Here is a 17,971-nt window from a genome sequence, read left to right as displayed (position 1 = left end):
GTGGAGCTGTGCGTGGCGGTGCTCTTGCCCTGGTGGCTGGACTTGCCCTGGCAGCCCCACCCCCGTATCTGGTTCGGCCTGCCGCTGCTGGGGGCGGTCCTGCTGCTGCTTACCGGCCGTGCCGGCGGCATAGTGCGCGGCCCCCTGGGCGAGCGCCTGCGCCAGCTGGCCCAGGGGCTGGGTTAGCCGCTGGACTCCGCTACCGGGACCTGCGAGGCCAGCAGGGCACCGGCCTGCTCCGCTTCCAGTGGCCGGCCCAGGTGGTAGCCCTGGGCCTGGTCGCAGCCCATCTGCCGTAGCAGGGCGAGCTGGCTGGCGTGCTCCACCCCCTCGGCGATGGTCTGCAGCCCCAGGTTGCGGGCCAGGCTGATGATGGCGCCGACAATGGCCCTGTCTTCCTCGTCGTCCAGCAGATCCCGGACGAAGCCCTGATCGATCTTCAGCCGGGCCAGGCGGAAGCGCTTCAGGTAGCTGAGCGACGAGTAGCCGGTACCGAAGTCGTCCAGCGCCAGTTGCAGCCCCAGCCGGTGCAGCTGCCCCATCACCTCCACCGCCCGCTCGGGGTTGTCCATCATCACGCTTTCGGTCAGCTCCAGCTCCAGCAGGGCGGGGGGAAGGCCACTGTCCGCCAGTTGGGCCTGGATCCGCTCGCACAGGCCGGGGTGATGGAATTGCACCGCCGAGACATTGACGCCCACCCGTACCACGGGCAGACCCTGCCGCCGCCAGCTGGCCTGCTGCTGCAGGGCGCTGGCCAGCACCCATTCACCCAAGGGCACGATAAAGCCGTTTTTCTCCGCCAGGGGGATGAACTCCGCCGGCGACACCATGCCCAGCTCGGGATGCTGCCAGCGCAGCAGGGCCTCGAAACCGATCAGGCGCCCTTCGTCCAGGCTGAACTGGGGCTGGTACAGCAGCCGCAGCTGTTGCCGTTCCATGGCCTGGCGCAGGCCGTTCTCCAGCAGCAGCATGCGGCTGTAGCGGCGCTGCATCTCGGCGGTAAAGAAGCGGTAGCCGTTGCGCCCCGCCTCCTTGGCCTGGTACATGGCGATGTCGGCGTGGTGGTACAGTTCGTTGAAGTTCAGCCCGTCATCGGGATAGAGGGCGATGCCGAGTGAAACCGACAGCCGGATATCGTGTTTGCTGATACGAAAGGGCTCCGTCATCACCGTCAGCAGCCGTTGGGCGAAGTGGACGGCGCCGTCGGCATCGGTCAGCGGCAACACCAGGATGAACTCGTCGCCGCCGAAGCGGGAAATGGTGTCCTCTTCCCGGCAGAACTGCCGGAGGCGTTCCGCCACCTGAACCAGCAGCTTGTCGCCGACCTTGTGGCCGAGGGAGTCGTTGATGCTCTTGAACCTGTCCAGATCCAGGAACAGCAGGGCCAGGGAACCCTGCTCGCGCCGGGCCAGCTGGATCGCCTGGCGGGTGCGGTCGACCAGCAGGCTGCGGTTGGGCAGGCCGGTGAGGGGATCGAAGTGGGCGAGGAAGTGGATCTGCTCCTTGTCCTTGATCTGCTCGGTGATGTCGATATGGGTACCCACGGTGAGCGGCCCCGGCTTGCCCTGGGGATCCCGCAGGGTCCTGCCCCGGGACAGTATCCATACCCAGCCGCCGTTGGCGTGGCGCATGCGGAACTGGCTTTGATACAGGCTGTCGTCGGCGCGGGCCAGATGGTCGGCGAAGGCCTGCCTGGCCTCTTCCCTGTCATCCGGGTGCAGTAACGCCTCCCATGCCGGCAACAGTGCGTTGCCATGGCGTTGTTCGTAGTCGTGCTTGTCGAGGCCCAGCATGGAGAAATATTCCTTGCTGCAGTGCAGTTCGCCACTGCGGCTGTCGTATTCCCAGGCGCCGGTGTTGGAGGCGGTGATCAGCGACTGCTGGCGGGCCAGGTTGGCCTCGAGCTGGTTTCTGGCCGCGGAGATCTCCCGGGTGCGGGCCGCCACTTCCTGCTCCAGCCGGCTGGCCTGCCAGCGGGTTTTCGCCAGCAGGTACACCAGAAAGGCCAGCATCAGGCTGAATACCAGGGCGGCCAGCAGGTGCCGGGCCAGGCTCTGGGTATCGCGCCAGCCCCCCGGCAGGGCCAGGCTGAGCTGCCAGTGACCGTTGGGCAGGCGCAGGGACTCGGTCATGGCATCATCGGGCAGGGGAAGGGCTGAACCGGCGATGATCTGGCGGTGCATGCTGCCCGTGGCGGTGGCGAGCTGGCGCCAGAGTTCGAAGGCGTAGCCCCGTTGCTCCAGCGCCTGCAGATCGGTATCGGCCAGCAGGTCCGGCAGCAGTATCACCACGCTGACGAAGCCCCAAAAGTCGTCGCTTGCGTCGTCCATAAATACCGGCAGCCGGCCGATCAGCCCGACACCGCCCTGGGCCAGCTCGACCGGCCCGGTCAGGGTCAGGCGGCGCGAGTCCCGGGCCAGTTCCGCCTCCGGTCCCTGGAGCGGGTGGGTCAACTGGTTGAGCCCGAGCGACCCCTCGTTGCCGGCCAGCGGATAGGTGTGGCGGATGATGCCGTCCGGCGACAGCGCCAGGGCCTTGACCTGGGGGTAGTAGGGCAGCAGTTGCCCGGCTACCGCGTCGAAATTCCGGATCTCGCCCCCGCCCTGCTTGACCAGGGCGGCCAGGGCATAGGCCGAGGACAGGTTTCGCTCCAGCTGCACCTGCAGGCTGTTGATATGGAAGCGGGCGATATCGATGGCGGCGAGCTTCTGCTGGTTCGCCTCCTGGCTGGAGTGCCGCCAGACCAGGCTCGAGCCGAGCAGCAGGCTGAACAGAAAGGTCAGTACGACCAGCGCGAGGGCGGCATTGGGCAGGCGGCTCCGGGGTGGGGGCATCTCTCTTCCTTTAATGCTCGGGTGTTCAGGCGTTGCGCTTGCCACCCAGGGTTTCTTTCAGGGCCTTGTCCAGGGTGGGATAACGAAAATGAAACCCCGCCTGTTGCAATCGCACCGGCATCACCCTTTGCCCGGTCAGCAGCAGCTCCGCCATTTCGCCGAACAGCAGCCGCATTGCCCAGGCCGGAACACGGGCGAAATGGGGCTTGCCCAGCACCCGGGCCAGGGTGCGGCTGAACAGCTCGTTGGTGACCGGCTCGGGGGCGGTGGCGTTGAAGGCGCCGCTGCATTCCTCGTGCTCCAGCAGGAACAGGAGCAGGTTCACCACATCCTCGATATGGATCCAGGACAGATACTGCTTGCCGGAGCCGATGGGGCCGCCGAGTCCCAACCGGTAGCTGGGCAGCATCTTTCGCAAGGCGCCGCCCTCGGCGCCCAGCACCACGCCCAGGCGGATCAGGCAGACCCGGGTCTGCTCGCTGGCAGCGGCCATGGCCAGTTCTTCCCAGCGGGCGCACACCTCGTGGCTGAACTCGGGATGGGGATGGGAGTCTTCGTCCACCAGGGCGTCTCCCTGGCGGCCGTAATAGCCCACCGCCGAGCCGCTGATCAGCACCCGTGGAGGGCGGCTGCCGGCCTTGAGCTTGTCCACCAGTTGCCGGGTGATCTGCCAGCGACTCTGGCAGATGATGTCCTTCTGGGCCGGGCTCCAGCGCTTGTCGGCGATGGGTTCGCCGGCCAGGTTGATCACCGCGTCGAAGGCGTCGAGGTTGTCCAGATTCTGCAGCGAGGCCAGGGCCTCGACATCGTGGCCCAGGCGCTGGTACACCTTGTTGGGTGAGCGGCTCAACACGGTGATCTGGTGGTGTGTCCGCAGGTGGCTCATCAGGCGATGACCGATAAAGCCGGTTCCGCCGGTGATCAATATCTTCATGGTCCTGCTCCTTGCGCCCGTGACGATGTGGCTCTCAGGGATAGTATCCCATCAGGATAACAGAGACTTAAGGATATTCCCCACGACTTCTGCCGGGGAAGAGACTCGGGGGATAAGGGGGCGGGCAGCGAGGAAAATACCCGGGGTTATCCACACAAACTGTGAGTAAGTCTGTAGATTACCCCGGGGATAGCCGCTAGTTTCTTGATATTAAAACAAAAAACGGAACGGGCAGGGATCCGGCAGGATCAGGACAGGGCCGCGATGGCCGCCTCGTAGCCGGGCTCCTCGGTCAGCTCGGCCACGCGCTCGGCGTGCACCACCTGGCCCTGCTCGTCGATGCACACCACGGCACGGGCGGACAGGCCGCGCAGGGCGCCGTCGCTCAGGGCCACGCCATAGGCCTTCAGGAACTCGGGGTGACGGAAGGCGGAGGCCACCTGCACGTTCTCGATGCCTTCGGCGGCGCAGAAGCGGCTGGCGGCAAAGGGCAGATCCATGGACACGCACAGCACCTTGGTGTTGGCCAGGGTGGCGGCTTTCTCGTTGAACTTGCGCACGCTGGTGGCGCAGACGCCGGTATCGATGCTGGGGAAGATATTGAGCAGCAGCTTCTGGCCCTTGAAGTCGGCCAGGCGGATATCGGTGAGATCGGCACCGGTCAGGATGAAGTCGGGAGCGGCCTGGCCGGCCTGGGGAAACTGGCCGGACACGGCCACGGGATTGCCCTGGAAGGTCACTGCGGACATGGTTTTTCTCCTTCTGTGAAAGTTAAGGCTAAGTTACCAGTTTTCACGATAAGGAAAAGGTTTTTATTTTTGCTGGACTCGCCGGCACGGACAAATGAAAACGCCGCCCGGGGAGGGCGGCGTGAAGAGCGGTTTAGCCGTGGGCCTTGGCCGCCTGCTGGGCCGCCTGGATGGCGGTGAGGGCGATGGTGTAGACGATGTCGTCGACCAGGGCGCCCCGGGACAGGTCGTTCACCGGCTTGCGCATGCCCTGCAGCATGGGGCCGATGGACACCAGTTCGGCCGAGCGCTGTACCGCCTTGTAGGTGGTGTTGCCGGTGTTCAGATCCGGGAAGATGAACACCGTCGCCTTGCCCGCCACCGGCGAGTTGGGGGCCTTGGACTTGGCCACGTTCTCCATGATGGCGGCGTCGTACTGCAGCGGGCCGTCGATCACCAGATCCGGACGCTTCTCCTTGGCGATGCGGGTGGCCTCGCGCACCTTGTCCACGTCGGCGCCGGTACCGGAGGTGCCGGTGGAGTAGGAGATCATCGCCACCCGCGGCTCTATGCCGAAGGCCTGGGCCGACTCGGCGGACTGGATGGCGATCTCCGCCAGCTGTTCGGCGGTGGGATCCGGGTTGATGGCACAGTCGCCGTACACCAGCACCTGATCCGGCAGCAGCATAAAGAACACCGAGGACACCAGCGAGCTGCCGGGGGCGGTCTTGATGATCTGCAACGGCGGGCGGATGGTGTTGGCGGTGGTGTGGATGGCGCCGGACACCAGGCCGTCCACCTCGTTGCGCTCCAGCATCATGGTGCCCAGCACCACGTTGTCCTCGAGCTGCTCCTGGGCCACCACCTCGGTGATGCCCTTGGACTTGCGCAGCTCCACCAGGCGCTCCACATAGTTGCCGCGTACCTGCACCGGATCCACGATTTCCACCTTTTCATCCAGCACCACGCCCTGCTGGGCGGCCACCCGCATGATGGCGTCGTGGTTGCCGAGCAGCACCGGCCGGGCGATGCCCCGCTCGGCGCAGATGGCGGCGGCCTTGATGGTGCGCGGCTCCTCGCCTTCCGGCAGCACGATGCGCTTGGCGGCGCGGCGGGCCAGCTCGGTGAGCTGGTAGCGGAAGGCGGGCGGGCTCAGGCGGCGGCTGCGGGCCGACTTGGCGCTGAGCGATTCGATCCAGTGCTTGTCGATATGGCCGGCCACGTAGTCCTGCACCAGCTCGATCCGGCCGAGATCGTCCACCGGTATCTCCAGGTTGAAGTGCTGCAGGCTGACCGCGGTCTGCCAGGTGTTGGTATTGACCATCAGGATCGGCAGCCCGGTTTCGATGGCGCGCTGGCACAGGGCCATGATCTGCGGCTCGGGATGGTAGCTGCCGGTGAGCAGCAGGGCGCCGATCTTGACCCCGTTCATGGCCGCCAGGCAGACCGAAACGATGACGTCGGAACGGTCGCCGGAGGCCACCAGCAGGCTGCCCGGACGGAAGTGTTCCACCATGTTGTGGATGGCGCGGGCGCAGAAGGTCACGCTCTGCAGCCGGCGGCTGTTCAGCTCGCCCTCGTGGATGACGACGGCGTTGAGGTGGCGGGCCAGGTCCACCGCCCGCGGCGCCACCAGCGGGGTGTTCCAGGGAATGCAGCCGAGGATGCGCAGCGGGGTCTTGCCGAACACCTGCAGCACCTCCAGGTTGGGGGACACCTCGCCCTTGGTGTGGGGATTGAACATCTCGGTGAGATCGGGGCGGGTGTTGCCCTGCTCATCGACCGGTGCACCCACCTTGTTGATGATGCAGCCGACGATGCGCTTGTTGACCACGCCGCCGAAGTTGGCACAGGCCAGCTCCAGCCGCTCTTTCAACTGCTGGCTGCTGTCGCTGCCGGGCTGGGTGATGAACACCATGTCCGCGTCCAGCGCCTTGGCCACGTCGTAGTTGATACGGTTGGCGAAGGGTTGCTTGTCGGTGGGGATCAGGCCCTCGACCACCACCACCTCGGCGCCGCTGTCCTTCACGTGCTTTTCATAGCGGGCGACGATTTCTTCCAGCAACACGTCCAGGTTGCCGGCGGAGATCATGCTCTCGGCGTAGCTCAGGGCGAAGGGCTCCGGCGGCGTGAGGTTGGAGGCGTTGGCGATCACCGCGGTGGAATGATCCTGCCCCTTGCGCCGGGAGCGCGGCTGGGACACCGGCTTGAAGAAGCTGATATTGACCCCGTTGCGCTCCATGGCGCGCACCATGCCGAGGCTGACCGAGGTCGCGCCGACACCGCTGCTGACGGGAATGAGCATTATGGTTCTGGCCATGATATCCCCTTACTGTTGACGGCTGAGGGCCAGGGCGTCCTGGGCGATCACCCATTCCTCGTTGGTCGGCAACACCCAGGCGGGGGTGCTGCCCTCGGCGGTGATGCGGCCGGCCTTGCCGAAACGGGCAGCCAGGTTGGCGTCCGCGTCCAGTTTGAAGCCGAGCAGCCCCAGGTAGGACAGGGTCAGTTCCCGCACCAGGGCGGAGTTTTCGCCGATGCCGCCGGTGAAGACGATGCCGTCCAGGCGGCCGTCGAGGGCACAGGTATAGCCGGCGATGTACTTGGCCAGGCGATAGCAGAAGATATCCAGGGCCCGCTTGGCTTCCGGCAGGCTGTGGTAGTTGTCTTCGGCGAAGCGGCAGTCGCTGGTGTTCTCGGTCAGGCCCAGCAGGCCGGACTCCTTGGTCAGCAGGGTGTTGATGCGGTCGGTGCTGTAGCCCAGCACGTCGTGCAGGTGGAAGATGATGGCCGGGTCGATATCGCCGCTGCGGGTGCCCATCACCAGGCCCTCGAGCGGGGTCAGGCCCATGGAGGTGTCCACCGATTCGCCGTTCTTGATGGCGCAGACCGAGGCGCCGTTGCCCAGGTGGCAACTGATGATGTTCAGCTCGGATACCGGCTTGTCCAGCAGGCGGGCGCTTTCCTGGGCGATGAAATAGTGGCTGGTGCCGTGCATGCCGTAGCGGCGGATGCCGTGTTCCCGGTACAGCCGGTAGGGAATGGCGTAGAGGTAGGCCTGCTCGGGCATGGTCTGGTGGAAGGCGGTGTCGAACACCGCCACCTGGGGCAGGGCGGGGAAGGACTTGCGCGCCGAGGCGATGCCCACCAGGTGGGCCGGATTGTGCAGGGGGGCCAGGCTGGCGCAGTCTTCGATGCCCTTGATCACGGTCTCGTCGATCAGCACCGAATGGGTAAACTGTTCGCCGCCGTGCACCACCCGGTGGCCCACGGCCACCAGGCCCTGCAGCAGCTCGGGGTTGGGGTTGAGCAGGCTCGTTACGATAAAGTCCAGGGCCTGCTGGTGGGCGGCACCGGCGCCCAGCTCGGCGTTGCCCTTTTCGCCGTCGAGTTTCCACTTGATGCGGGCTTCGGGCAGGTAGAAACACTCGGCCAGGCCGGAGAGGCGTTCATCGCCGGTTTCGGCGTCGAGGATGGCGAATTTGAGCGAGGAGCTGCCGCAGTTGAGGACGAGTACCAGCTTGCTAGTCATGTATGGAACCTTTTCGTCAGGGGTTACGAAAATCTTGCTGTCCGGAGGCGATTTCCGGGCAATAAATGTCGGTTAAACTCTATCCTTAAGGTTAGACGCATTCCCAAGCGGGAATAACGCCGTTACCATCCCTGACGGTACCGGGGGTACCGGTAATTTTTAGGGGGCGATAATACCCTGTTTTTGTCATAAAATAACAGAATATTAGAGCGGTTTTTTGATCTGCATTGATGAACTGTAACTTACCAACAAAATGGCGCTGTCGGCCCCGGGAGGTATCATGGGCGTTTTCACCACTACCCTGCACAGAGGCAAGGCCTATCTGGGGATCTGGCCCAGGGAGCGGCGGCTGGCGCCTTTGTTTCCGGAATACCGGGTGATCGCCGCCACCAGCGTGGGCATGCGTACCATGCCGGCGCTGGTGACCCTGAGCCTGCTGCTCCAGTTCCAGTTCGGCGCGCCCCAGTACTGGCCCAGCGTGGTGGCCTCGGTGATGTTTCTGGCCAGCCTGCCGCTGCAGGGGCTGTACTGGCTCGGCAAACGGGCCGATACCCTGTTGCCGCCGGCCCTGGTCAACTGGTACTGGCAATTGCATGAGAAGATCGCCGCCGCCGGCATCCCGGTCAAGGAGCCGGTATCCCGCCCCCGCTACTACGAGCTGGGGGAAACCCTCAACCTGGCCTTCAAACAGCTGGACAAGTCCTTTATCAACGATATTTAAGCCGGCTACAGCCCCAGCACCAGGATAACGGCCAGCAGCGACACCAGGGCGGCGAAGCCGTAGCAGAGCACCTTGCCCATGACCCCCAGGTTCAGCCGCAGATCGTGGGTGCCGTGGTGGAGGCGGTGCATGGCGTGCCACAGGGGCAGTATGACGGAGCCCAGGATGAACAGGGCGCCGATCCAACCGGTGGCGAAGCCGTAAATGCGTTCAAAGGCCAGGTATTCCGGACTCAACAGCCGCAGCGGCACCAGTACGCCTACCAGCAGCACGGTAATGGGGGTGATCATGGCGAACCAGCTGCCGCCGGCGCCGAACAGGCTCCACCAGATGGGCTCTTCCGAGCGGCGGGGATGGGGATGGATGGGTTTCATATCGACTCCTAAGTCGTTGTCCTAATCAGGCCACATCGACCGTGTGCTGCACACAGACACGCCGTAAACCCATCCCTGGGGGCTCCGCCGCGCCATCCCTGGCGCGAAGGGTCTGCTTAGCAGCACCCGGTCGCTGCCGATAATGAATTTACTTTTAAGAAGCGGTATTTAGCTTAAAAACCACAGCAGGCAGAACAGGCTGATGGCGGCGGTCAGCGCCCATTGCGCCGCCGCCACCTTCACCGCCGGCAGCCGCTCGCCCTTGATTGTCACCGGTATCACCTGGGGCATCATCAAAAAGAAGGTAGCGGCGTGGAACAGGCTGCCGGCCAGGGCCAGCAGATTCAGCACTATCACCAGGGGGCTGGCCATAAAGGCCAGCCAGCCTGCCCAGGCTTCGGGGCCCCGGCCCAGGCTCCACAGCCCGGCCAGCAGGCAGAGGCTGAAGAAGGTCAGCGGCAGCACTGTGGCTTCCCGCAGCATGTAGAAGCGGTAAGGTCGCTTCTTGAGCCACCAGTCGGCCTTCATCTCCCGGATATAGGGTTTGCGAACACTCATGGTTTTCCCCTCAGTTGCGACGCAGGGCGGCCAGCAGGTAGCTGACGCCCGAGTCTATCTTGCTCTGGTTGACGGCGGCGGCCGGGTCCACCTCCTTCGGGCAGACCTCGGAGCAATAGCCCACGAAGGTGCAGCCCCAGGCGCCGTCGTCGCCGTTGATCAGCGTCATCCGTTCGTGTTTGCCCTGGTCCCGGCTGTCCAGGTTGTAGCGGCGGGCCAGGGTGATGGCGGCCGGCCCCAGGAAGCGGGGGGTGAGCCCCACCTGGGGGCAGGCGGCGTAGCACAGGCCGCAGTTGATGCACTGGGAAAAGCCGTGGTAGGCGTCCATCTGCGCCGGGGTCTGGGTATTGGGCCCCTGTTCGACGGTTCTGTCGTTGCCGATGATATAGGGCTTGATGGCTTCGATCCGCGCCACGAAGGGGGCCAGATCCACCACCAGATCCTTTTCGATGGGATAGTTCTCCAGCGGCTCGATGCGCAGTTCGTCGTAGTCCCGCAGAAAGGTCTTGCAGCCGAGTTTGGGCACGCCGTTGACCATAAAGCCGCAGGAGCCGCAGATGGCCATGCGGCAGGACCAGCGGTAGGTCAGGCTGGGGTCTATCTGGTCCTTGATATGGTTGAGGGCGTCCAGCACCGAAGTGGTGTCGTTCCAGGGGATGTCGTAGCGCTGCAGGCGGGGGGCGTCGTCCCGCTCCGGATCGTAGCGCAGTATCTGCACGGTTTTCAGCTGGCTCATCGGGCTTTCTCCCCTTGTTCCGCTTCGGCGCCATAAACCCGTCTGGCCGGCCGCGAGCGGGTGATGCAAACCTCGCTGTAGCCGATGTCGGGCGCGCCGTCGGCCCGGTAGTGGGCCAGGGTATGTTTGAGGTAGCGCTCGTCGTCCCGCTCCCGGCAGCCTTCGTCCAGCCGCTGGTGGGCGCCGCGGGATTCCTTGCGCCGGATGGCGCTGTGGGCCATGGCCTCGGCCACGTCCAGGCAGTAGCCGAGCTCGATGGCGCCGATCAGATCGGTGTTGAACACCCGGCCCGGGTCCCGGATGGCGATATGGCGGTAGCGCGCCTTCAGCTCGGCAATCTTGTCGATGGTGGCCTGCATCAGATCTTCCCGGCGGTAGATGCCGCAGCCTTCCTCCATGGTCCGGCCCAGCTCGTCGCGGATGTCGGCCCAGCTCTGATCCCCCTGCTGTTGCCTGAGCGCCTCTACCCCGGACTGCACCCGGCCCGCCTCGGCGGCGATGGCCGCCTCGTCGAAGGGGCGCTTCTCCGCCGCCAGCCGGGCCGCCGCTTCCCCGGCCTGGCGGCCGAACACCAGCAGCTCGGCCAGCGAGTTGGAGCCCAGCCGGTTGGCGCCGTGGAGTCCGCTGGAGGCGCATTCGCCCACCGCGAACAGGCCCCGGATCCGGGTCTGGCTCTCTTTGTCCACCTCGATGCCGCCCATGGTGTAGTGGGCGGTGGGGCGGATGGGGATGGGCTCCTTCACCGGATCCACGTTGACATAGGCCTTGGCCAGCTCGCAGATAAAGGGCAGCCGTTCTTTCAGTTTTTTCTCGCCCAGGTGGCGCAGATCCAGATGCACCACCTCGCCCAGGGGGTGGGGGATGGTGTTGCCCTTTTGCAGCTCGTGCCAGAAGGCCTGGGATACCTTGTCCCGCGGGCCCAGTTCCATGTACTTGTTTTTCGGCTCGCCGAGCGGGGTTTCCGGGCCCAGGCCGTAGTCCTGCAGGTAACGGTAGCCGTGGCGGTTGAGCAGGATGCCGCCCTCGCCCCGGCAGCCCTCGGTCATCAGTATGCCGGAGCCGGGCAGGCCGGTGGGATGGTACTGCACGAACTCCATGTCGCGCAGGGGCACGCCATGGCGGTAGGCCATGGCCATGCCGTCGCCGGTGACGATGCCGCCGTTGGTGTTGTAGCGGAACACCCGGGCGGCGCCGCCGGTGGCCAGGATCACCGCCCGGGCGCGGATCAGCACCAGCTCCCCTTCGGCCAGGTGCAGCGCCACCAGACCCTGCACCCGCCCCTCGGCCACCACCAGGTCGAGTACGAAGAACTCGTCGAAGCGCTTGATCTGCGGGTACTTTATCGAGGTTTGGAACAGGGTGTGCAGCAGGTGGAAGCCGGTCTTGTCGGCGGCGAACCAGGTGCGCTCGGTTTTCATGCCGCCGAAGCGGCGCACGTTGACACTGCCGTCGTCCTTGCGGCTCCAGGGACAACCCCAAAGTTCCATCTGGGTCATTTCCCGCGGGCATTCGGCCACGAAGCGCTCGACCACGTCCTGCTCGCACAGCCAGTCGCCGCCGGAAACGGTGTCGTCGAAGTGTTGGGCGAGGCTGTCTTCGTCCTTGATCACGGCGGCCGCGCCGCCTTCCGCCGCCACCGTGTGGGAGCGCATGGGGTAGACCTTGGACAGCAGGGCAATACGCAGTGAGGGATCCGCCTCGGCGGCGGCGATGGCGGCCCTGAGGCCGGCGCCGCCGGCGCCGACCACGGCGATATCGAGGGTCAGGGTTTGCACAGGTCTCTCCTGTAGCTGGGAGTCACTGTGCACCACTTTAGTAGTAATTGCTCGAGGTCGCCTTGATATGCGTCATAAAGCGGGAGTAAAAAGGGCCTTGAATGAGGCCCTTTCGATTATTTGCCGGTGCTGATCCCGAGCAGTCGGTACAGCGGGCAGAAGTTGATCAGGCCGGTGGCCAGCGGAATGAGGCCTATCCAGCCCCAGGGGGTCTGGGGTCCCACAAAGACCAGGGCGATCAGCACCAGGCCGAGCAGGATGCGCAACGCCTTGTCCACACTGCCTATGTTCTTCACCATGTCGTTCTCTCCGTCGGGGATGGTGCTGCCAGTATGGCACCGGTAACGCCCTGGCTCAGTGACAAAGTCACAACAGCCGTCGCAGGGCATCGGCATTGAGCAACCGGATATGGCCGCGGGACAGGCTCAGCCAGCCCTGACGGGAGAAATGGCTGAGTCGGCGCGACACCACTTCACGGGCGGAGCCGATGCGCTGGGCCAGCTGCTCGTGGGTGACGGCGAGCTCGTCGTGGCCTGGCGCCAGCAGGGCGCGGGCCAGCCGGCTGTCGATGGAGTCGAAGGCGATGCTCTCAATCTGGGCCATGAGGGCGGCCAGCCGTTCCCCCAGGCTGGCGAACACCAACCGGCGAAAGGACGGCGACTGTTCCAGGGCCCGGTTGAACTCGGCTTCGGGCAACAGCAGCAGGCGGCAGGGGCGGGTAGTGGCGGCGGTGGCGGGAAAGGGGCTGTTGCCGAACAGGCAGGAGGTAGTGAGTACACAGCTGTCGCCCGGGTTCAGCCGGTACAGCTCCACGTCCCGGCCCTGTCGACCGAGCAGGCTGACGGCCACCTGTCCGGACAGTACCCAGATAAACCCCTGGCAGGCCTGGCCTGGGGACATCAGCTGCTGGCCGGCGGGCAGCTCCAACTGATGGCAGTATTGCCGCAAATCGGCCAGGGGGGCGGGCAGGGTGGTCATGGGGGTCTCCTTAAACCGGACGAGGGAAGGACCATGGTAGTCCGGGCGGGCTCCGGACGGAATCTCTCTCGCCAGGATGGAGCCGGTCTTCTATGGCGTCATCCGGTTACGTTTTGGCTTATCCGTCCTTATCGTTTGTTGATTTCGGTTGATTGTGTGGCTATGGATTCAAAGGGTGGCTTTTAGTGCCCTGGATCAATATTTCCTTACCCCCTTGGGGGTAGCATGACGCCATGCCCTGAGCCGACCGCTCCGGGCCCGCCAATTTAGAATAACGTCGAGGCCGGACATGAACGACATGATCCCCATTCGTATCGAAGAAGACCTGCTGGGTACCCTGGCGGTGGACAACCACCATTACTACGGCATCCATACCCAGCGGGCGCTGGACAATTTCCGCCTGAGCAGCCAGAAAATTTCCGATTTTCCCGATCTGGTGCGTGGCATGGTGCTGACCAAAAAGGCGGCGGCCCTGGCCAACGGCGAACTGGGCACCATAGAGCCGCGCATTGCCGACCGGATAGTGGACGCCTGCGACCTGATGCTGAGCACCGGCAAGGGTTTCGATCAGTTTCCCGTCGACGTCTTCCAGGGCGGGGCGGGCACTTCGGTCAACATGAACACCAACGAGGTGCTGGCCAATATCGCCCTGGAGCTGATGGGGCTGCCCAAGGGGCGCTACGACGTGGTCAACCCCAACGATCACGTCAACAAGTGCCAGTCCACCAACGACGCCTATCCCACCGGGTTCCGGGTGGCCCTGTTCAACAGCTGCGAACACCTGTTGACGGCCCTGGCGCGGCTGATCGAGGCGTTCGAGGCCAAGGCGGCGGAGTTTGCGGACATCCTCAAGATGGGACGCACCCAGTTGCAGGACGCGGTGCCCATGAGCCTGGGTCAGGAATTCCATGCCTTCGCCGTCACCCTGCGCGAGGAAGTGAAAAGCATCCGCCTGTGCCGGGAGCTGCTGCTGGAGGTCAACCTGGGGGCCACCGCCATCGGCACCGGGCTCAACACCCCGCCGGAATATTCCCGCCTGGCCATCGCCAAACTGGCGGAGATCACCGGCCAGGCCTATGTGCCGGCGGAAGACTTGATTGAAGCTACTTCCGACTGCGGCGCCTACGTGATGCTGCACAGCGCCTTCAAACGGCTGGCGGTGAAGCTGTCGAAGATCTGCAACGATCTGCGGCTGCTGTCCTCCGGTCCCCGCGCCGGGCTCAACGAGATCAACCTGCCCGAGCTGCAGGCGGGTTCCTCCATCATGCCGGCCAAGGTCAACCCGGTGATCCCGGAGGTGGTCAACCAGGCCGCCTTCAAGGTGATCGGCAACGACGTCACCGTCACCCTGGCCGCCGAGGGCGGCCAGCTGCAGCTGAACGTGATGGAGCCGGTGATCGCCCAGGCCATGTTCGAATCCCTCAACCTGATGGAGAAGGCCTGTGTGGCCCTGCGCGACAAGTGCGTGACCGGCATTACCGCCAACCCCGAGGTGTGCCGGGACTATGTGCTCAACTCCATCGGCATCGTCACCTACCTCAATCCCTATATCGGCCATCACGAGGGCGACATCGTCGGCAAGATTTGCGCCAGAACCGGCAAGAGCGTGCGCGAAGTGGTGCTGGAGCGGGGCCTGCTCACTCCCGCTCAGCTCGACGAGATCCTGTCCATCGACAACCTGATGCGTCCCCAATACCGGGCCAGGCGCTACGTGCGGGCCCAGGACTAACCTGAAGCGACGGGCTCAAGACGGAGCCCGTTTTTATGCTGCTCATCACCGGCAGGGAGGCGGGTCGGTCGGCGGGAGAGTGGAAATGATTATCTTCGAGTTGTTGATTGTGCTGGCGGCCATCACCCTGGGCGCCAGGATGGGCAGTATCGGCATCGGCTTTGCCGGCGGCCTGGGAGTGCTGGTGCTGACCCTGGGGCTGGGGCTGACTCCCGGCGCCATTCCGGTGGAGGTGATCCTGATCATCATGTCGGTGATCACCGCCATCGCCGCCATGCAGCTGGCCGGCGGCATGGACTACCTGGTCAGCCTGGCCGAGCGGCTGCTGCGCCGACACCCCAAATACATCACCTTCCTGGCGCCGGTGGTCACCTACACCATGACCCTGTTCGCCGGCACCGGCCACACCGCCTTTTCCACCCTGCCGGTGATTGCCGAGGTGGCCAAGGAGCAGGGCATACGCCCGTCCCGCCCGCTCAGCATCGCGGTGGTCGCCTCCCAGATAGCCATTACCGCCTCGCCCATTTCGGCGGCGGTGGTGTTCTTTTCCGGCATCCTCGAGCCCCTGGGGGTAGACTACCTGACCCTGCTGGCCATCTGCATTCCGGCCACCTTCCTGGCCTGCCTGGTGGGCGCCCTGGTGGCCAACCTGCTGGGGGCGCCGCTGGCGGAGGATCCGGTGTACCGGGAGCGACTGGCCAAGGGGCTGGTCAAACTCCGGGGCGGGAGCGCCGTCGAGATCAAGGCGGGCGCCCGGCGTTCGGTGCTCTACTTCCTGCTGGCCATCGGCGCCGTGGTGCTCTATGCCACCGCCATTTCCGACAAGGTGGGACTGATCACCAATCCGGTGCTGCCGCGGGATGCGGCCATCATGATCTTTATGCTCACGGCCGCCGGCGCCATCACCCTGGGCTGCAAGCTGGATGCGAGCCGGATTTCCAATATGGCCACCTTCAAGTCCGGCATGTCGGCCTGCGTCTGCGTGCTGGGGGTGGCCTGGCTGGGGGACACCTTCGTGTCCAACCATATCGACGACATCAAGCTGGTCGCCGGCGGCCTGCTCGAAACCTATTCCTGGTTGCTGGCGGTGACCCTGTTCTTCGCTTCCATGCTGCTCTATTCCCAGGGCGCCACCACCAAGGCGCTGATGCCGGCGGCGCTGGCCATCGGCGTGGATCCGCTGACCGCGGTGGCCTCCTTCGCGGCGGTCAGCGCGCTCTTCGTGCTGCCCACCTATCCGACCCTGCTGGCGGCGGTGGAGATGGACGACACCGGCTCCACCCGCATCGGCAAGGCGGTGTTCAACCATCCCTTCTTCGTGCCCGGGGTGGTGACCATAGCGGTGAGCGTGATGCTGGGCTTTGTGTTCGGCGGCCTGCTGCTCTAGTCCTGGTTGAGCTTTGACCGAGAAAGGGAAATAATCGCCTTTCCTGTTTTCTCTCGGCGGCCTGCTGCGAACGGGATCTTCTCCGGCCGCCCATGCCTGAACAGGCCGGGCACAGGAGGTGGCCGGCCCGGATACCCCGATGCGATCTATCCTCCTGACGTTGTTGCTGGCGGGGGCGGGGGGCGGTGCCGCCCACTGGCTCGGCTTTCCCTCCGACTGGCTGGTCGGCGCCATGGTGCTGGTGGCCTTCTGCTCCATGCGCGGCCTCGCCACCCGGGTGCCGCCGCACAGCCTCGAACTGGTGCAACTGGTGCTGGGCCTGAGTGTGGGCCTGCGCGTCAGCACCGAATTGCCGGCGGGATCTTCCCTGCTGATCAGCCTGGGCGGCCTGCTGTTGTGCCTGGCCACCCAGTTGCCCCTGGTGCAGGGGCTGTTGCGCCGGCTCGGCTGGTCCCGGGAAGAGGCCATGCTGGCGGCCTCGCCGGGGGCCCTGTCGGTGATGGCGGCGCTGGCGTCGGAGCTCGACAACCCGCTGCGGGTGGTGCTGTCGCAGACGGTAAGGGTGATGCTGCTGATAAGCGGCGTCACCCTGGTGCTCTGGTTGGGCTGGGTCAACCAGGTGCCCCTGCCCGGCGAACAGGCCCTGTCCCACGGGCTCAGCCTGCTGCTGCTGGCCGTTGCCCTGGTGCTGGGACGGGGCCTGCGTCGCCTGCGGCTGCCGGTGAGCCCGTTGCTGGGGGGCATGCTGGTGGGCGGCGTCTTCGCCGGCCAGCATCCCCAGGGCATGGTGCTGGCCGGCTGGATGCTGCCCCTGTCCATGCTGCTGCTCGGCGCCCTGCTGGGCTGCCGCATCCGCCCCCTGCCGCCGCGGGAACTGGTCGGGCTGCTGGGCATCGGCCTGGTGATCTGCCTGGCCAGCTCGCTGGTGTCCCTGCTGTGGGCCGCTCTGGTGGCCTGGCAACTGGAGCTGTCGGTGTTCCAGGTGTGGCTGGCCTATGCCCCGGGCGGGCTGGAGGCGATGATCTACCTGGCGCTGGTCACCGGCGAGGAGCCCTCCTGGGTGATCTTCCATCATGTGGTGCGCATCGTGCTGCTGAGCCTGGGCGGCGGCTGGCTGATGCAGCGTTACCAGGCCCGGGCGGCCGACCCCGAAAAGGGGGACTGACGGCGGGCTTGCAAAAACGGCCGGCATTGGCCAGTCTGGGGCATTCCCAAAAGTACCGCGAGTCCCTATGAATTTCCTGTCCCAGCCGATCCCATCCCATCCCGAGCCGGACTGGAGCCGGCTGCAGGCCCTGCCCATCGAGGAGGTGGGCGATCCCCTGGTGCCGCTCGGCCTGGTCACTTCGCCCATCCGGGTCTACCCGGCCTATTTTCACCTGGGGGTGCCGGGCGCCCTGGCCGAGTGCCATGTGCGTGCTTCGGTGTTGACCCGACTGCAGCAGGCGGCCCGGCTGTTGCCGGCCGGCATCGAGCTGGTGGTGCTGGACGGCTGGCGCCCGCTGGCGGTACAGCAGTATCTGTTCGACACCCTGTTGGCGGCCATGCGCGACCATGATCCGGCCGGCAGCGAGGCCGAGCACCAGGCCCGGGCCCGCCACTTCGGGGCCCCGCCCCGCCACGGTCCCGGCTCTTATCCAGCTCTGCACCCGCCGCCGACTCGAGAGGAACTCTCCTACGTCGCG

The 17,971-nt window shown here is 65.4% G+C and carries 17 protein-coding genes; 6 read left to right on the top strand and 11 right to left on the bottom strand.

The annotated features are described in order from the left end of the window. A partial coding sequence (locus tag CGX12_RS15395) for a hypothetical protein (protein ID WP_142995646.1) occupies positions 1 to 186 on the top strand: 186 nt, incomplete at its 5' end. On the opposite strand, the gene CGX12_RS15390 is transcribed toward CGX12_RS15395, so the two are convergent. From CGX12_RS15390 to CGX12_RS15370, 5 genes are all read right to left on the bottom strand, one after another. Continuing rightward, a complete protein-coding gene (locus tag CGX12_RS15390) occupies positions 183 to 2,834 on the bottom strand; it encodes a bifunctional diguanylate cyclase/phosphodiesterase (protein ID WP_094040742.1) in 2,652 nt (883 codons plus the stop codon). The two genes, CGX12_RS15395 and CGX12_RS15390, sit on opposite strands and share 4 nt — an antisense overlap. Before the next feature lie 25 nt (positions 2,835 to 2,859). Continuing rightward, positions 2,860 to 3,768 (bottom strand): TIGR01777 family oxidoreductase, encoded by a 909-nt coding sequence (locus CGX12_RS15385; RefSeq protein WP_094040741.1) that lies wholly within the window; start codon positions 3,766 to 3,768, stop codon positions 2,860 to 2,862. A 248-nt stretch (positions 3,769 to 4,016) separates the two neighbouring features. Then, positions 4,017 to 4,517 (bottom strand): thiol peroxidase, encoded by a 501-nt coding sequence (gene tpx, locus CGX12_RS15380; protein ID WP_094040740.1) that lies wholly within the window; start codon positions 4,515 to 4,517, stop codon positions 4,017 to 4,019. A 133-nt stretch (positions 4,518 to 4,650) separates the two neighbouring features. Then, positions 4,651 to 6,816, bottom strand: a complete 2,166-nt coding sequence (gene pta / locus CGX12_RS15375; RefSeq protein WP_094040739.1) for a phosphate acetyltransferase — start codon at positions 6,814 to 6,816, stop codon at positions 4,651 to 4,653. A 9-nt stretch (positions 6,817 to 6,825) separates the two neighbouring features. Further along, positions 6,826 to 8,028, bottom strand: coding sequence for an acetate kinase (locus tag CGX12_RS15370; RefSeq protein ID WP_094040738.1), 1,203 nt, complete (start codon positions 8,026 to 8,028; stop codon positions 6,826 to 6,828). 280 nt (positions 8,029 to 8,308) lie between these two features. On the opposite strand from CGX12_RS15370, the gene yfbV reads away from it, so the two are divergent. Continuing rightward, positions 8,309 to 8,749, top strand: coding sequence for a terminus macrodomain insulation protein YfbV (gene yfbV / locus CGX12_RS15365; RefSeq protein ID WP_094040737.1), 441 nt, complete (start codon positions 8,309 to 8,311; stop codon positions 8,747 to 8,749). 5 nt (positions 8,750 to 8,754) lie between these two features. Here the strand turns inward: yfbV and frdD are convergent, their stop codons facing one another. The 6 genes from frdD to CGX12_RS15335 form a co-directional block, all read right to left on the bottom strand. Next, the gene (gene frdD, locus CGX12_RS15360; RefSeq protein WP_094040736.1) at positions 8,755 to 9,123 is read right to left on the bottom strand and encodes a fumarate reductase subunit FrdD; all 369 of its coding nucleotides are present in this window, start codon (positions 9,121 to 9,123) and stop codon (positions 8,755 to 8,757) included. A 168-nt stretch (positions 9,124 to 9,291) separates the two neighbouring features. Next, positions 9,292 to 9,681, bottom strand: a complete 390-nt coding sequence (gene frdC / locus CGX12_RS15355) for a fumarate reductase subunit FrdC (RefSeq protein WP_094040735.1) — start codon at positions 9,679 to 9,681, stop codon at positions 9,292 to 9,294. Positions 9,682 to 9,691: 10 nt separating this feature from the next. Then, entirely contained in the window at positions 9,692 to 10,417 is a 726-nt protein-coding gene (locus tag CGX12_RS15350; protein WP_094040734.1) for a succinate dehydrogenase/fumarate reductase iron-sulfur subunit, read from the bottom strand. Then, positions 10,414 to 12,192, bottom strand: a complete 1,779-nt coding sequence (gene frdA, locus CGX12_RS15345) for a fumarate reductase (quinol) flavoprotein subunit (protein WP_094040733.1) — start codon at positions 12,190 to 12,192, stop codon at positions 10,414 to 10,416. Before frdA ends, CGX12_RS15350 begins: the two co-directional genes overlap by 4 nt. 116 nt (positions 12,193 to 12,308) lie before the next feature. Continuing rightward, complete coding sequence (locus CGX12_RS15340; protein ID WP_094040732.1) at positions 12,309 to 12,491, bottom strand: YgaP family membrane protein; 183 nt, start codon at positions 12,489 to 12,491, stop codon at positions 12,309 to 12,311. 67 nt (positions 12,492 to 12,558) lie between these two features. Next, entirely contained in the window at positions 12,559 to 13,170 is a 612-nt protein-coding gene (locus CGX12_RS15335) for a Crp/Fnr family transcriptional regulator (RefSeq protein ID WP_094040731.1), read from the bottom strand. Positions 13,171 to 13,459: 289 nt separating this feature from the next. Between CGX12_RS15335 and aspA the strand changes: the two genes are divergently transcribed. The 4 genes from aspA to CGX12_RS15315 all read left to right on the top strand — a co-directional run. Then, positions 13,460 to 14,899 carry an aspartate ammonia-lyase gene (gene aspA / locus CGX12_RS15330; RefSeq protein WP_094040730.1) on the top strand — a complete coding sequence of 480 codons (1,440 nt, stop codon included), beginning with the start codon at positions 13,460 to 13,462 and terminating at the stop codon, positions 14,897 to 14,899. An 85-nt stretch (positions 14,900 to 14,984) separates the two neighbouring features. Then, positions 14,985 to 16,286 (top strand): anaerobic C4-dicarboxylate transporter, encoded by a 1,302-nt coding sequence (locus tag CGX12_RS15325; RefSeq protein ID WP_094040729.1) that lies wholly within the window; start codon positions 14,985 to 14,987, stop codon positions 16,284 to 16,286. A 139-nt stretch (positions 16,287 to 16,425) separates the two neighbouring features. After that, complete coding sequence (locus CGX12_RS15320; protein ID WP_094040728.1) at positions 16,426 to 17,451, top strand: AbrB family transcriptional regulator; 1,026 nt, start codon at positions 16,426 to 16,428, stop codon at positions 17,449 to 17,451. 67 nt (positions 17,452 to 17,518) lie between these two features. After that, the coding region (locus CGX12_RS15315) for a M15 family metallopeptidase domain-containing protein (protein ID WP_497045564.1) at positions 17,519 to 17,971 on the top strand (453 nt) is incomplete at its 3' end.

The sequence above is a fragment of the Zobellella denitrificans genome (assembly GCF_002237365.1).
GTDB classification, from domain to species: Bacteria; Pseudomonadota; Gammaproteobacteria; order Enterobacterales; family Aeromonadaceae; genus Oceanimonas; species Oceanimonas denitrificans.
This window is presented reverse-complemented; position numbering and strand designations above follow the sequence as displayed.